This is a genomic window from Arthrobacter endolithicus, assembly GCF_026627425.1.
Classification (GTDB): domain Bacteria; phylum Actinomycetota; class Actinomycetes; order Actinomycetales; family Micrococcaceae; genus Arthrobacter_M.
In genome coordinates this window covers 15645-28809 of the sequence record NZ_JAPNLH010000016.1, presented here as the reverse complement: position 1 = coordinate 28809, position 13165 = coordinate 15645, and the positions used below count along the sequence as shown (strand labels likewise).

The window sequence follows — 13165 nt, the reverse complement described above, 5'->3', positions numbered from 1 at the left end:
CGGAAGTAAGCAGTGCAGCTGCAGATCGCACTCGATCGGATGCCACTACAGCGGGCAATCGACATCACCCGAGCCGTCGCCCCCTACGCCGACTGGATAGAGGTGGGCACCTCACTCGTCAAGCACTACGGTATGGACGCGGTGGCCCAGCTTGTCCAGGCAGCCGGTGGTAAGCCGGTCTTGGCCGACCTGAAGACCGTGGATGACGCTGCGTTCGAATTCGGCCTGGCCTACGACGCCGGTGCATCATCGGCAACGGTACTGGCCCTTGCGGAGGACGTTACCGTCGACACAGCAGTCCGGGTGGCCGCTGAACGGGGTTTGGAAGCCGTCGTCGACCTGATGGTTGTGCCGGAAACGAGGCGCTCCGGGCTCGCGGCCCGGTTGGCCTCCCATGTTGTACTGGCCGCGCACATCGGCAAGGACGCGCAGCAATCCAGAGCAAAGCCGGTCCACCTTCTGGGACCGTGGGCTTCCGGACGCCCGGTGGCCGTTGCCGGGGGCCTCGGACCGCACCAACTGGCTGCGCTTGGCGGAGTCCAGAACCTCCGCGCTATCGTTGGTTCCGCAATTACCGGCGCCGAGGATCCTGCCGCCGCCGCACGGACGGTCCGCGCCGCCGCTGACGCCGCCGAGCGGGAGGTGGCACCGCGATGACTGAAACCAATGCGGCCCCCGAGCAGCCGCAATCGGACTTGTTGGACGTCGTCCTGTCCGAGATCACCACCGTGGTGCAGGGCGTCAAGCGGGAGGATATCCAGCGCCTGGCTGACGTGTTGGCCGGCGCCCCGCGAATTTTCGCCGCCGGCGAGGGCCGCAGTGGCCTGATGGCAAAGGCATTTGCGATGCGCCTAATGCACCTCGGCCTGTCCGTGCACGTCATCGGGGAAAGCACTACACCGTCAGTACAACGCGGCGACGTGCTCGTGGCGATCTCGGGATCGGGCACGACGGCGGGCACGGTCAGGGTGGCGCAGCAGGCTGCCACGGTCGGCGCGATGGTGCACGCCGTCACAACTGACCCTGACTCGCCGCTCGCCGCCCAGGCCGCGACGGTGCTGGTGCTGCCCGCAGCCACGAAATACCGCCGCCCGGGCGAGGCCATGACGGTTCAACCGCTCTCCAGCCTCTTTGACCAGGCCACGCACGTGGCTCTCGACGTCGTCTGCCTGCTCTTGGCAACGCGACTGCAGGTCGATAACGCGGCGGCGGCTGCCGCCCACGCGAACACTGAGTAAGACCGATCGGGATAGCCTGCGGCATCATCCATGCGCTGAAGCAGAAGGGGCGTGGAAACGCCCCACCGGGCGCGTCATATCGGGATGGTTGCAAGACTGACTATCGGCAACTTGGTACCGCCTGCTCGCGTGCCCGCTTTCCAGTTCTTGACGGTCTAAGTCAGCGCCTTCGGCTGGCTGTCTGAGCGGCGGCGAGGATTTCGATCGCGGTGACTCCGTGGCGTCAGCTTCCCGTCGCGGGCTCAGACGGTCCGAACCGGGTGGAGAGGGCGGATGCACCGGTGTTGAGTAGTTTGAGGGTGAGCACCGCGGCGAGGGTGGCGACGCGAAGTTCCACGAGAACCACCTCGAGGATGCTCCAAACACTGTGAAACAGAACGATGCCGGTCCCGACGATAATGGCTGTCCTACGCCATTTCCAGCCCCATAGGCTCGAGAAAATGCTCGGGCCCACCGACATTGCCATGACCGCTGTGGCCACCAGCACCAAACCGATTATCACGTCGGTACATGATGGGCCGCCGGTCCAACTGCAGCCGTCCTGGCGGCCGGCCCGGAGCGCAGCCCGCCGTTGCGAGTAGCAATTCGACCATAGGCAGAGCGGACGGGAAGCGGAAACGCCTCGGCACGACTGTGTCTGCCGCTGGCATACAGGTGCCGGCCAGTGGGCGACTGCGTCGTACCAGGGTACCGGTTGTACCTGCTCCGGTATGTCCCGATGGCTGATGTATGGGCAGGCGGCAATCCGTAGCGTGAAAGAGCAACGCAGGGCCCTAAAAGGTGATGGCCCCGCTACTCCATAAGGAATCGAGACCTACTCATGGCTGCCCGCTCCAGACGTTTTGTCCACGCCGCTCTCGCGGTTGTATTGTCCCTCCTCACCGTTGCGGCGCTGGCTTTCGCCGGCCCTTGGATGGCGGATGCGGAAAGTCACGTCCGCCCCTCCGCTGAAAAGCTGAAGGAGCTGCCCACAAATCGGCCTTCCTCCTCCGGCCCTATAGTTGTCGCCGTTGTTCTGGGTTCGTCAGGCACCGTGGGGAGTGACGTGTTGGCGCCCTACGAAGTGTTTGCCAGCTCTCCGGATTTCTCCGTCTACACCGTCGCAGCACAGGCCGTTCCCGCCGCCGTTGACGGAGGTCCCGCGATAGTGCCCACATACACGTTCGAGGACGTCCGATCCGGCATGGCCCGGCAGCCGGACGTTGTCGTCGTCCCGGCCGTCGGCGCCCCGGAGGGTACGGAGGAAGCGCCAATGCGGGACTGGATCGTGGAACAATCCAGTCGAGGTGCCCGGATCCTGGGCGTCTGTAGCGGGTCAATGGTCTTGGCCGGGGCCGGTCTCCTCGACGGACACAAGGCGACAAGCCACTGGTCCCGCTTGGGCGCGCTGAAGCAGAGCCATCCCGAGGTCCAATGGACGGGCGGTCTGCGATTCGTCCAGGACGGCAGGGTCATCACCACAGCCGGAGTAACGTCCGGCATCCCGGGCGCCCTGAAAGTTATGGAAGACCTGGCAGGGGCCGCCGAAGCCGAACGGGTCGGCCGGTTGATGAACTACCCGGGCTGGTCGGTCGCGGCATCGCTGTCGATACCCGCCGAGTCCTTCGCTACCTCTGACATTCCCATCGCGCTCAATGCCCTCGCCCCGTGGCTTCGGCCAACCATCGGCGTCGGGCTCTTTAACGGAGTGGGAGAAATCGACGTCGCCAGCGCATTTGAGGTCTATAACGTGTCCTTCGCGGCCCGGACGGTGGCGGTTGCCGCAACGAACACAGTCACCACTAAACACGGGCTGATACTCCTGACGGTCCCGGAACGCCAGGCACCTCCAATGGACAGGGTCATCGTCCCGGGCGCCGCCAGGGTCCAGGACATTGATCCGCAAGTGAGTGCTTGGGCCGCGTCCCGCAACACGCCTGTCGAAACCATAGCCGGCGGGGAGCCCGGATTCGACGGCGCCATAGAGTATCTGGCGCAGCATACCGACCGCGCCACCGCTTTATCGGCAGCTAAGATGATCGACTACCCCACGGCGCATCTGAACCTTCCCGCTGGCCGGACATCTGTGCGCGTTCCTATTCTGGTCGTGCTCGGTCTGCGGATCGCGATTCTGGTCGGCTCCCTGCCGGCGATCATACGGACCCTTGTCCGCCGCCGGGCACAGCGGCAGATGATATGACCCCGTACATGATGGAATTGCTCCCGTACTCAGCCGATTCCGGGGGCGCGCCATCGGAGAAATGTCGGCAGCGATGCTTCTCCCTGCAGCCCTCACCATTGGTCCCTACCTTCTGGGAACCATGACGGCCGGGCACCGGACAAGAAAGTGGTTTTGTAATGCCGTTGGAACAGTTGTCCGCAATACTTGCCTGCGCGCTTCTGGCCGGCCTGGCCGTCTTCCAGGGCGCGCTCATCGCCGGAGCTCCCCTCGGGAGAAGGGCGTGGGGCGGACAACACCGCGTCCTCCCAGCCAACCTCAGAATCGGGAGCGCGGTATCCATCGCCGTGTATGCCCTCTTCGGCTATGCAGCGCTGGCCAAGGCCGGCCTTCTCCCGCCGCTGGTCAGCGCATCCTTTACTGCGATCACCGTATGGGTAATGGCGGCCTACTTCGTGCTCGGCGTCATCATGAATGGGATCTCCCGCAGCAAACCCGAACGCCTCGTCATGACTCCCACCACGCTAGCCCTCGCAGCCCTCTACTTGGTCCTTGCACTCCACTGACCTTGAACAAGTGGCTGCAGGACCAGCCCTGTGCTTCAGCCCAGCGGTACCAGCCGCCCTCATAACAGCAGACAAAAGGGAGTGTATGCACTCCTCGACGGGTAGAGTCCGAAGCATGAACTGGAAGGGGGACGCTAAGGGCCGGACAGCGTTCTCGGAAGTGGCCGTGGCTGCACCGGTTTCGTCGGGTGAATCGTTGCGGAGAAGCGGATGGCGCTCTAATCCGCGAATCACAGACGTCCTGGCCGCCGCCTCTTACACAGGGTCGGCGGTGGCGGCAGCCGCTATTTTTCGCGGGACCGGAGGGCCGGTGTTCGTTCTCCAATTGCTCGCTGTGGTTGTTTCCGGCACTGCTCTGTTATTCCGGCGTCGAGCACCGATGATCTCGCTGGCTGCCACAGCCGGCATCATGGTCGTCACGTTCTCGGCTCCAGCCAGCTTCGCAGCGGTGGCGACAGCCATGGCACTTTACGCCGTCGCCGTCTACAGTTCAGCGCGGCGTACGGTCCTTGGCCTGCTGGGGACCGGCGGAATCCTCCTTCTCGCCGCGATCCTCCTACCGGGATCGATAGTCGACCTTGGCCAAGCTGGCCAGGCGATTGTCGTACTAGTCATTGCGGCGCTGATCGGACTGAACGTTCGCTCGCACCGAGTTTATCTGGCCACCCTAGTGGACCGTGCCGACAGGCTGGTGCGTGAACGGGAACACCTGGCCAGCATTGCAGCTGCCGCTGAACGGAACGCGATCGCCCGGGAGATGCACGACATTGTCTCGCACGGACTGGCAGTGATGATCTCCCTGGCCCATGGCTCGGCGGAGATCGCCGCGATTGATCCTGCCCGCGCTGTCGATGCCATGCGCCAGGTCGCCGAGACCGGCCGCGTTGCGGTGGCGGACATGCGCCGGATGCTCGGAGTTCTGAACGAAGACGGCACCGGAGGTTTGACCGGTGCGGTAGCACCTGCGCCAGGAATGGCGGACGTCCCGGCGCTGGTGGAGCTATTTCGTTCTACTGGCCTCCCCGTGGTCGTGCAAGCTGCCGGTGTTTCTCCGGAAGACCCCGGGATCCAGCTCGCGATTTACCGGGTCATCCAGGAAGGGCTCACGAATGCGCTCAAGTACGCGAGAGCAGCAACGGCGGTCATGGTCCGTGTGCGGTTCAGCGCGGAGGAGATCATGGTCTCGGTGACAGACGACGGGCAACAAGAGACCGTTTCTTTCGGCAGTGCCGGGCGGGGTGTGGCAGGAATGCGGGAGCGCGTTGCACTGTATGGCGGCACATTGAACGCAGGGCCTCGTACCACCAGCAGCGGATGGTCCGTGACCGCCCGGTTCCAGCCGCAGGAAGGAGCCTCATGGCCACGGTAGGTCCCTCGGCCACGGGTCCGATCCGAGTACTGCTCGTTGATGACCAGACCCTTGTCCGCATGGGATTCCGCATGGTGCTCGATGCCCAGGATGGGGTCGAAGTGGTTGGCGAAGCCGCTGATGGCAAGAGTGGCATCGACATGTGTCGATCCGTGGCACCGGACGTGGTGCTGATGGATGTGCGTATGCCGGGCATTGACGGCATCGCCGCGACCGCGCTAATCACGGAAGAGTGCCCGCGGTCACGCGTCATTGTCCTGACGACCTTCGATCTCGATGAGTATGCCTTCGCGGCGCTCCGGGCCGGTGCCAGCGGCTTTCTGCTCAAGGATGTCGGACCCGCTGAGCTGCTCGCCTCCATTAGAGCGGTCGCCGAAGGAGACGCCGCCATTTCCTCAAGGATCGGTCGCCGGATGCTGGACCTCTTCAGCCAAAGGCTTCCTTCCGGCCACCCCGAGGCCGCTGACGACGCCGTCGCAGCCCTGACGCCCAGAGAGTCGGAAGTTCTCTCAGCCATCGCCGGAGGGCTGACCAATACGGAGATCGCCCAACGGATGTTCGTGTCCGAATCAACGGTTAAAACCCATGTGGGCCGCGTCCTGATGAAACTTGGGCTGCGGGACCGCGTGCACGCCGTCATCTTCGCTTACGAACACGGCTTGATCGGCCACCGCCGGCAGGGCTGATTGTCGTGGTCCGTGACGTTGTGACTCCAACCGACCATCGGCCGAACGCCGCGCGCGAGTCGAGGCACCCTTTGGCCGTGGGTGCAGCGGAGGGAACGGTGGCGTCCGAATCAACCGCCCGGTTAAAGGTCAGCACCGTGCCTCAACACGTCCGGAAGTTCGTCCACGTAAACCGTTTGTGGCGGCTCGAGGTAGATCACCAGCACCTCCTCATCCACGGCGAAGCCGCTCGTCTTGTTGAACGGGTGAGCGTGGAAGGCCATGGTGCCGCCACGGTAGGGAAGCATAACTTCGCCGATGGTGCCCGGTCCGATGCGCCCGGTCACCCGCCCGATCGTGCCTGTCAGGCTCCGGTCAACGTCCTTGTGCATACGGTGTCCCTAAGCGCCGGGAGCCTTGGGCGGGCGCTTGGATTCTTGGCCGTTCCTGAGGGCGGACGCGAGGGCGGGAAGGTAGTCGCCCACCTGGGCGAGGATTCCGCCGAGCATCTTGTTAACGCCGTTGCCGCCGTTCAGGACGGTCATCTGGCCCACGTGTGAGAACGGCTCGGCCGCTGCGGCGATGATGGCGGGCATGTTTTCGGCGAGCTGCTGCGATATCACCGCGTCCTGGTTGGTCCCCAAGGCCTCGGCCCGCGCCTTGATGCCGTCTGCCTCGGCCAGCGCTTTAGCCTTGATCGCGGAGGCCGCCGCATCACCCTTGGCCTTGGTGGCCGCGGCCTCGGCCTCGCCGGTGACCTTGGTGGCTCCGGCAGCGGCAGCTGCTGCGGTGGCATTCGCATGGGCCTGCAGTTCCGTCCGGCGGGCGTTGGCTTGGGCTTCAAGCTCGGTGCGGCGTGCGAGTGCCTCGGCTGCGCTGATGTCAGCTGCTTTCTGGCCTTCCGCGTCGGTGCGCTTGGCGTAGGCCCTGGCGTCTGCGGGTTTCCGGACAGTGGTCTGGAGCTTCTGCTCTTCCCGGTCCGCCTCGAGCTTGGCGACTTCGGTTTCCTGGACCACCACCTGCTGCCGCGCCGTGGCCTCGGCCAGTGGGCCGGCCTGGGCTGCGTTGGCCTTGGCGCGCTCGGCGTTAGCCTGCGCCACCGACTGCCTGATGGCTGAAAGGCTCTGCGCGTCTGCGATCAGCGCCGCGGCCTCGGCTTCCTTCTCGGCTGCTTCACGGTTGCGGGTGGTCTCGGCGATTCGGGCCTCCATCTTCACCTGCGCGATGTGCGGCTTCGCGATGTTCTGGATGTACCCCGTGGGGTCCTGCAGGTCTTTGATCTGCAGGGAATCCACCACGAGCCCGAGTTTTTCCATCTCCACGCCGCTGGCGCTGCGGACCTGCGAGCCGAGCTTGTCCCGCTCGCGGATGATCTCCTCCATGGTCATGCTGCCGATGATGGACCGCAGGTGGCCCTCAAAGACGTTGTACACCTGGCTTTCCATTTTGGGTTGCTGGCCCAGAAAGCGCCGTGCCGCATTGGCAATGAAGGGCGGGGCGTCGCCGATCTTGTAAATGACCACTCCCTCCACGATTACCTGGATGCCCTGCGAAGTGACACAGGAAACTTTGAGCTCTGTTTCATTCAATGTGAGCGACAAGGTCCGCACCGTCTGGAGGCCGGGAAGGACCAGTGCACCCTTGCCGGTAACGATTTTGAAATCCATCCCGGCCCTGGATTCAATGGTTCCACGGGTCAGCCCGGAGATGATGAGGGCCTCGTTGGGCTCAGCCACCTTCCACATCAGTTTTGTTGCCCCCCAAATAAAACCAACGGCAAAAAGCACCGCCAAGATGGTGGCAAGAAGCGGGAAGAATGCTGAGAAGTCCGGCATGACCTGATCCTTTCAAGGGTGTGGAACGGGCATCACGGCAAAACCCCAATAAATACAGTTGTCGATTCCTGACCGGTCGAAATACGGTAAGTCAGTCAGGCCGGGACAGCTGTTGTAGACAGTCTGATTGGGCCCCGCTCAAGAGTCCATAGCCTGCCTGATATTTGCCTGCCGCAACGGAACTGGAAGCCGACGACGGAACTGGTCTTCGTCGTCGGGCGGCCTTTGGACGGGCTCGGCCGCCGGTGGAACGCAGTTTGGAAGAGACGTCAACGCTGGCGCGAAGATGGCAGACTCAGCGGCCAGACTCGGTGGAGAGCCGATGCCTGCCCGGGATGTTTAAGGCAGACTGGTGGCGTGAACGGAATCCGGTGGGTGCTGCATGTCGATCTCGACCAGTTCATCGCGGCGGTCGAAGTGCTCCGGCGGCCGGAGCTTGCGGGCAAGCCGATAATTGTCGGTGGTCGGGGCGACCCCACGGAACGAGCTGTGGTGTCGACCGCATCCTACGAAGCCAGGGCGTTCGGTGTGGGTTCCGGAATGCCCTTACGCATTGCGGCCCGCAGAGTGCCCGACGCTGTGATCCTGCCCGTCGATCAGGACGCATACCTCGCGGCGTCGGAAACTGTGATGGCTACCCTGCGCGCGCAGCCAGGCGCTACCGTGCAGGTGCTGGGTTGGGATGAAGCCTTTATAGGCACCGAGACAGAGAATCCGGAAGCCTACGCCCGGCAGGTACAGGCCGCTGTCCTGGAGCGAACGCGGCTGCAGTGCAGTGTGGGCATCGGAGACACCCTGGTCCGAGCTAAGGTCGCCACCGGTTTCGGTAAGCCGGCCGGCGTCTTCCGTCTCACCTCCGGGAACTGGCAGGATGTCATGGGTAGCCGGCCCACCAAGGACCTGTGGGGCGTCGGAACCAAGGTGTCGGGCCGATTGGCCAAACTCGGCATCAGCACAGTCGCCGAGCTCGCCGCAGCCAACCCTCAGGATCTGGTCCCTGAGTTCGGCCCCAAGATGGGTCCTTGGTACGCGGAGCTCGGACGCGGGGACGGCGCCAGCGTGGTGGACGACACCCCATGGGTTGCCCGCGGGCATATCCGGGAGACCACCTTCCAGCGGGACCTGACCGAGCCTGCCCAGGTGGACGACGCCGTGAGGGAGCTCACGACGCGGGTCTTTGAGGATGTTCTGGCCGAAGGACGGCCCGTGGTTGGGCTGACCCTGAAGATTCGGTACGCGCCATTCTTCACCAAGACCCACGCGAGCAAGATTCCCGAGACCTTCGACCGGGAGGACATCCTGGCGCGGGTCTTGGACCTCGCAGCCGGAATCGAAGCGGGCCGTCCGATCCGACTCCTCGGCCTGCGGGCCGAAATGACAATGCCGGACGATGCCCGAAAGGGACATACGCCAACGCGCGGCGGTTGGTGATGGCGCCACTGCAGTAATGCTCTCCGGCGTCAAGGACGAGCAGGTACACACCCTGGCAGTGGGTAGCCACTTCCGCGGCGGCGCGGCTCACATCCGCTTGGACGGCGAGGTCCGCGACGACAATGTGGACCTCGCCGGCTGGTGCGATGGAAGGCTACGGCGAAACCTCATCCAGCGGCCGGTTGCGGGTGTGCGACGTGAACTGGACCAGCACAGCCGCCACGATAAGGAACGAGGAAATCAGCAACAGCGCGCCCAGGATGGACATGTTAGGCAGAATCGGGGCGATGACCAAAACCCCGATGCCGCCGCCGATGTGGCCCACGCCGTCCACCAGGGCGAACCCCGTTGTGCGCGCCCGCGTGGGGAAACTTTCGGCGGTCAGCGCGTAGGTGGGTGAAACCCACAAATTGAAACCGGCGAAGATCAGGATGGAGCCGGCGAATGCGAGCGCGATGTTGGTGCCGGCAAGGGCCACGAGGAACGCCCCGACCAGCGTCACGACGGCGGCGATAGGCAGCCAATAGCGGCGTTCCAGCTTTTCCACAATGAACGACATGATCACAGCCTCAGCAACGAACCCAAAAGTCCCCACAGCGGCGATCACACCGGCCTCGGGCGGCGAATAGTGCAAGGACGTCAGCACGCTGGTGAACCCTGAGGCGTAGGAATAAACGGTGATGTAACCGATGAACCACATAATGAACAGCAGCAGGATCCGCCGACGGTACAGCGGGCTGGAAAACAGGTCGCGGTACGGCACCTTCGACGGCGGGAGGATCTGCGCCGCGGCGGCCTCAAGGACCGGTTCGGTGAGCGGGCCGTGCCGCAGCGCCCGCGCCTCCATGGCTGACACAACGCTGTCGGCCTCTTTGTCCCTGCCCTGTCCGACCAGCCAGCGCGGAGACTCGGGCAGTTCGAATCGCAGGATGATGGCGACGGCCGCCAGCAGCGCCCCCACCCCGTACATCCAGCGCCAGCCGGTCTCGAAACCTGGCGAAGCCACGGCGAACGGCAGGCCGCCGGGCCATGGCGTGGCCGGCGTGGTCAGGATCAGGCCCAGCCAGATGCCGGCCAGCGCACCCAGCGCGGACATGATGAAGATGATCGTGGTGAATTTTGCCCGGGCACGGCGCGGGGCGACCTCACTGATGTACGTGTTGACGATGGCGAGGTCGGCTCCGATGCCGATCCCGGTGATGATCCGCGCCAGGTTAAAGGTGAGGTAGTCCGTGGAAAACGCGTTGTACAACGAACCCAGACCTGTGATCAGCATGGTGATCAGCAGCATGTTGCGGCGGCCGATCTTGTCCGCCACCGGGCTGAGGACCAAGGTGCCCACCACGTAGCCCGCCAAGTTCAGCAGTACCGGCAGCGGCAGCGCATCTAGCGCGTTGACGGGCGTACAGCCGGGCTTGAGCGCTACACAGGTCTGGATGAAGGAGACATTGATGTCGAAAATGTCATAGAACGTGAACAGGAAACCTAAACCGATGATTCCGATGAATACCCAGGACAGCGACCACACTTGGAGGCGCTCCAGCCTCGCAATGATCAGTTGCCCCGCCGACGCTGAAACCTGCCCACTTTGAGTTGCCACTGTCCTTATGCTCCCGTGCTGAAACTGAACGGTACCGCACTAGCTTTTAAGCGAAAGGATACACCGCAGCCCCGGGGCATCGGCAAGGATTTCCGCTGGGTGGAAGCAAGAATGTGGACACCTGCTGGTACTGCCGTAGCGTGTGCACGCTGGGTCCGCGGGAACCGGTACCGTCACGGCACTATTCGGCTGGACGGAAGTAGCCCATGCGGTCAGCCGTGGGAGCATGTGTTACATGGCAAATTCGAAGTCCGGGGACTCGTCGCTGGATCGGCTGGTGCGGATATTGGGCGCCTTTGACGCTGATGTCCCGTCCATGACGGTGGGGGTCCTGGCCGTGCGGGCCGATGTGCCGCTGGCCACCGCCTACCGGTTGGTGGACCAGCTCATTGGCCACGAATTCCTGCGCAGGGATTCCTCCGGGGGCCTGCGATTGGGGCTCGGCTTGTGGGAACTGGCCAGCCGCAGCTCATCGGCGCTGACCCTTCGGGAGGCAGCCATGCCGTTCATGGAGGACATCCAGGCCGTGGTGGGCCAGCATACGCAGTTGGGCGTGCTTCAAAACGACGAGGTGCTCTTCATCGAGCGGCTTTCTGGCAGGGAGTCCGTGATCAACCAGGCCCGCGTCGCAGGCCGCCTTCCGGTGCATAAGACGTCCGCGGGGGTGGTGCTGCTGGCCTTTTCCCCATCGCATGTCCAGGACGCCTACCTGCACCGACATCCGAACGCCGGCCTGCCCGGAGAATTTGGCCCAGGCGGCTTTAGGCGGGTCCTCGCCGCTGTCAGGCAGCAGGGGTATGCCGCTTTTGACGGGCTGGTGGACGAGCATACCACCGGGATCGCAGTGCCGGTGTTGGGGCGTGGGAAAGTGGCCGTCGCAGCCTTGGGCGTGGTGGTTGCCCAGCGGGACGGAAGTATCCAATCCGTTTTGCCGGCGCTCTTGACGGGGGCCAGGGGAATAGCCCGCGCCTTGGGCGAGCGGCCGGAGTGAACCAATGCCCCATCGGCACACATTTCTCATTCATTGAGAAGGGCAGTGAGGGGCGGTGTTGCTGGTGTCACAGTTGAGGGAGACCTGCACCACGTTGACAAAAGGAGACCCGCATGGACACTGCCCGCCAGATCATCAAGACCCAAGTCGGCATCGTTGGCGGCGGGCCGGCCGGGCTCATGCTCTCCCACCTGCTCGCCAACGCCGGTGTGGGGAACATTGTCATTGAGAAGCGTGACCACGAAACCATCCGGAACACCCACCGGGCTGGGATCCTGGAAGCAGGGTCGGTGAAGATGCTGACCGAGTCCGGCGTCGATGGGCGGGTCCTGACCGCGGGTCACCGCCACGACGGGATAGACCTGCGCTTCAACGGGGTCAGTCATCGCCTGGACTTCCAGGACCTCGTGGGGAACTCTGTCTGGCTCTACGCGCAAAATGAGGTCTTCGTGGATCTGGCCGCTGCCCGCCGGCGCGACGGCGGCGACGTCCGGTTTTCCGTTACGGACACCGCCGTCCTTGACCTGGAAACAGACATTCCGAAAATGCGCTTCACCGAGGCCGACGGGCAGCGGTTTGAAGTGCATGCCGACTTAATCGTTGGTGCGGACGGATCGCAGGGAATCTGCAAAAAAGCTATTCCAGCGGAGCTGCGCAGTGACCATTTCATCGCTTACCCGTTTGCCTGGTTCGGAATCCTGACCGAGGCTCCGCCGAGCGCACCGGAACTGATCTATGCAAACTCTGAGCATGGTTTTGCCTTGATCAGCCAGCGCAACGCGCACGTCCAGCGCATGTACTTCCAGTGCGACCCCAACGAGGACGCCGGCGCCTGGACCGACGAACAAATTTGGGGCGAGCTGCAAAAACGGGTTGACGGGCCCGACGGGTTCACCCTCGAACGGGGCCCCATCTTCGAGAAAACGGTGCTGCCGTTCCGCTCCTATGTGTGCGAACCCCTGCGCTACGGCAACCTGTTCCTGGCAGGCGATGCCGGCCACACGGTCCCGCCCACCGGTGCCAAGGGACTGAACCTGGCCCTGGCCGACGTCAAAGTGCTTTTCGAGGCCTTCGAGTCGTTTTATGCAACAGGTTCCCCTGAACTCCTGGACGGCTATAGCGACACGGCCCTGGAACGGGTCTGGAAGGCGCAGAATTTCTCCTACTGGATGACCACCATGCTGCACTCCCGCGAGGACCAGAGCTCTTTCGAGCGCAAGCGCATCCTGGGCGAACTGGCAGGGGTGGCCTCCTCCCGCTACGGGCAGCAGTACCTGGCCGAGGCCTACACTGGCTGGCCGCACAGTTGACC

At 63.9% G+C, this 13165-nt stretch carries 13 protein-coding genes; 9 read left to right on the top strand and 4 right to left on the bottom strand.

Annotated features, from left to right (window positions below; all coding sequences use genetic code 11):
* The first annotated feature begins 12 nt into the window (after nucleotides 1–12).
* Complete coding sequence (locus OS914_RS13725; RefSeq protein WP_267546627.1) at nucleotides 13–657, top strand: orotidine 5'-phosphate decarboxylase / HUMPS family protein; 645 nt, start codon at nucleotides 13–15, stop codon at nucleotides 655–657.
* On the top strand, nucleotides 654–1238 hold the full coding sequence (gene hxlB / locus OS914_RS13720; RefSeq protein ID WP_267546626.1) for a 6-phospho-3-hexuloisomerase: 585 nt from the start codon (nucleotides 654–656) through the stop codon (nucleotides 1236–1238). Before OS914_RS13725 ends, hxlB begins: the two co-directional genes overlap by 4 nt.
* Nucleotides 1239–1461: 223 nt before the next feature.
* On the opposite strand, the gene OS914_RS13715 is transcribed toward hxlB, so the two are convergent.
* Entirely contained in the window at nucleotides 1462–1740 is a 279-nt protein-coding gene (locus OS914_RS13715) for a hypothetical protein (protein WP_267546625.1), read from the bottom strand.
* Nucleotides 1741–2058: 318 nt separating this feature from the next.
* Between OS914_RS13715 and OS914_RS13710 the strand changes: the two genes are divergently transcribed.
* The 4 genes from OS914_RS13710 to OS914_RS13695 all read left to right on the top strand — a co-directional run bounded on the left by OS914_RS13710 (nucleotide 2059) and on the right by OS914_RS13695 (nucleotide 6017).
* Nucleotides 2059–3417 (top strand): DJ-1/PfpI family protein, encoded by a 1359-nt coding sequence (locus tag OS914_RS13710; RefSeq protein WP_267546624.1) that lies wholly within the window; start codon nucleotides 2059–2061, stop codon nucleotides 3415–3417.
* A gap of 158 nt (nucleotides 3418–3575) precedes the next feature.
* A complete protein-coding gene (locus OS914_RS13705; protein WP_267546623.1) occupies nucleotides 3576–3962 on the top strand; it encodes a hypothetical protein in 387 nt (128 codons plus the stop codon).
* Between the two features lie 115 nt (nucleotides 3963–4077).
* Nucleotides 4078–5331, top strand: coding sequence for a sensor histidine kinase (locus OS914_RS13700; protein ID WP_267546622.1), 1254 nt, complete (start codon nucleotides 4078–4080; stop codon nucleotides 5329–5331).
* Complete coding sequence (locus OS914_RS13695) at nucleotides 5319–6017, top strand: response regulator (protein ID WP_267546621.1); 699 nt, start codon at nucleotides 5319–5321, stop codon at nucleotides 6015–6017. Before OS914_RS13700 ends, OS914_RS13695 begins: the two co-directional genes overlap by 13 nt.
* Nucleotides 6018–6139: 122 nt before the next feature.
* On the opposite strand, the gene OS914_RS13690 is transcribed toward OS914_RS13695, so the two are convergent.
* Both OS914_RS13690 and OS914_RS13685 read right to left on the bottom strand, forming a co-directional pair.
* Nucleotides 6140–6388, bottom strand: coding sequence for a hypothetical protein (locus OS914_RS13690; RefSeq protein ID WP_267546620.1), 249 nt, complete (start codon nucleotides 6386–6388; stop codon nucleotides 6140–6142).
* 9 nt (nucleotides 6389–6397) lie between these two features.
* Nucleotides 6398–7831: a flotillin family protein gene (locus OS914_RS13685; protein WP_267546619.1), complete on the bottom strand. Its 1434-nt coding sequence runs from the start codon at nucleotides 7829–7831 to the stop codon at nucleotides 6398–6400.
* Nucleotides 7832–8188: 357 nt separating this feature from the next.
* Between OS914_RS13685 and OS914_RS13680 the strand changes: the two genes are divergently transcribed.
* Nucleotides 8189–9262 (top strand): DNA polymerase IV, encoded by a 1074-nt coding sequence (locus OS914_RS13680; protein ID WP_476375314.1) that lies wholly within the window; start codon nucleotides 8189–8191, stop codon nucleotides 9260–9262.
* A 154-nt stretch (nucleotides 9263–9416) separates the two neighbouring features.
* Here OS914_RS13680 and OS914_RS13675 read toward each other — a convergent pair whose 3' ends face one another.
* Nucleotides 9417–10862 (bottom strand): MFS transporter, encoded by a 1446-nt coding sequence (locus OS914_RS13675; protein WP_267546618.1) that lies wholly within the window; start codon nucleotides 10860–10862, stop codon nucleotides 9417–9419.
* 235 nt (nucleotides 10863–11097) lie between these two features.
* Here OS914_RS13675 and OS914_RS13670 point away from each other — a divergent pair, with 235 nt between their 5' ends.
* Together OS914_RS13670 and OS914_RS13665 are read left to right on the top strand one after the other, a co-directional pair.
* Nucleotides 11098–11853, top strand: a complete 756-nt coding sequence (locus tag OS914_RS13670) for an IclR family transcriptional regulator (protein ID WP_267546617.1) — start codon at nucleotides 11098–11100, stop codon at nucleotides 11851–11853.
* A gap of 113 nt (nucleotides 11854–11966) precedes the next feature.
* Nucleotides 11967–13163, top strand: a complete 1197-nt coding sequence (locus tag OS914_RS13665; protein ID WP_267546616.1) for a 4-hydroxybenzoate 3-monooxygenase — start codon at nucleotides 11967–11969, stop codon at nucleotides 13161–13163.
* Nucleotides 13164–13165 lie beyond the last annotated feature (2 nt).

Excerpts from the sequence above, each read along its gene's own strand:
- hxlB (WP_267546626.1), top strand. The coding sequence starts at position 654 with ATGACTGAAACCAATGCGGCCCCCGAGCAGCCGCAATCGGACTTGTTG.
- OS914_RS13710 (WP_267546624.1), top strand. The coding sequence starts at position 2,059 with ATGGCTGCCCGCTCCAGACGTTTTGTCCACGCCGCTCTCGCGGTTGTA.
- OS914_RS13705 (WP_267546623.1), top strand. The coding sequence starts at position 3,576 with ATGCCGTTGGAACAGTTGTCCGCAATACTTGCCTGCGCGCTTCTGGCC.
- OS914_RS13700 (WP_267546622.1), top strand. The coding sequence starts at position 4,078 with ATGAACTGGAAGGGGGACGCTAAGGGCCGGACAGCGTTCTCGGAAGTG.
- OS914_RS13695 (WP_267546621.1), top strand. The coding sequence starts at position 5,319 with ATGGCCACGGTAGGTCCCTCGGCCACGGGTCCGATCCGAGTACTGCTC.
- OS914_RS13690 (WP_267546620.1), bottom strand. The coding sequence starts at position 6,388 with ATGCACAAGGACGTTGACCGGAGCCTGACAGGCACGATCGGGCGGGTG.
- OS914_RS13685 (WP_267546619.1), bottom strand. The coding sequence starts at position 7,831 with ATGCCGGACTTCTCAGCATTCTTCCCGCTTCTTGCCACCATCTTGGCG.
- OS914_RS13670 (WP_267546617.1), top strand. The coding sequence starts at position 11,098 with ATGGCAAATTCGAAGTCCGGGGACTCGTCGCTGGATCGGCTGGTGCGG.
- OS914_RS13665 (WP_267546616.1), top strand. The coding sequence starts at position 11,967 with ATGGACACTGCCCGCCAGATCATCAAGACCCAAGTCGGCATCGTTGGC.